The organism is Sulfurospirillum oryzae (assembly GCF_025770725.1).
In the GTDB taxonomy this organism is placed as follows: Bacteria; Campylobacterota; Campylobacteria; order Campylobacterales; family Sulfurospirillaceae; genus Sulfurospirillum; species Sulfurospirillum oryzae.
The window spans coordinates 1-822 of sequence record NZ_JANZKZ010000011.1; the positions used below are offsets into that span (position 1 = coordinate 1).

Here is an 822-nt window from a genome sequence, read left to right on the forward strand (position 1 = left end):
TTACGACTTAAACTTCCCAAGCTCATTGTTGAGATTTTCAGTCATTACATGTAAATGTTCTGATGCTTGAGAGACATTGTCGATACTTCCAACATTCTCTTTAGAGATCACATTGATCTTCTCAATTTCATCGACGATCTTTTTGATTTTAGATGCGGTATCAATAAAGTCATTCACGGTATGGTGAGACTCATCAATGGTTTTATGAATAATGTTGGCAACATTGTTCATACCATCTTGCAGTTCTATTGAGATAGATGCAAGGGCATTAACTTCTCCAGCATTTGTAGTAATATCGGTATTAGCATCCATAATGGATTGAACAACTACATTGATGGTTGCATCAATCTCGACTAAGCTCTTTTGTGTTCGTTCAGCCAGTTTACGCACTTCATCGGCAACAACAGCAAACCCACGTCCATGCTCCCCAGCCCTTGCTGCTTCAATGGCAGCATTAAGTGCTAGAAGGTTGGTTTGATCGGCAATATCACGGATAATACTAAGAACTTCTTTGACTTCATTGGCATTATGACTAACGGTATTAAGTCTTTCTGCTAAACCTTGCTCTTTTGCAGCGGTTGCTTGCATGGTGTGTTCAAGGTGTTCAACTTTTGTTTTCACATCACTAATATCTTTTTGGGTAGCACTCAGTGCTTTTTGTGAATCTTTAGCCTTTGTAACAGAGCTTTCAATACTTTTAACTAAAGCAATTCCTTCTTCTTTGGTATTTTCTACTATTTTAGATTCTGTATCCACATTTCTAACCACTTCTGATGCGGTACGTGAGAGCTCCTCAGAAATGGAAGCATTTTCATTACTAAT

1 protein-coding gene is annotated in these 822 nt (G+C 38.1%); it reads right to left on the reverse strand.

The window, feature by feature from the left end; all coding sequences use genetic code 11:
* On the reverse strand, nucleotides 1-822 hold an 822-nt coding region (locus N0B29_RS12980), incomplete at its 5' end, for a methyl-accepting chemotaxis protein (RefSeq protein WP_263834144.1).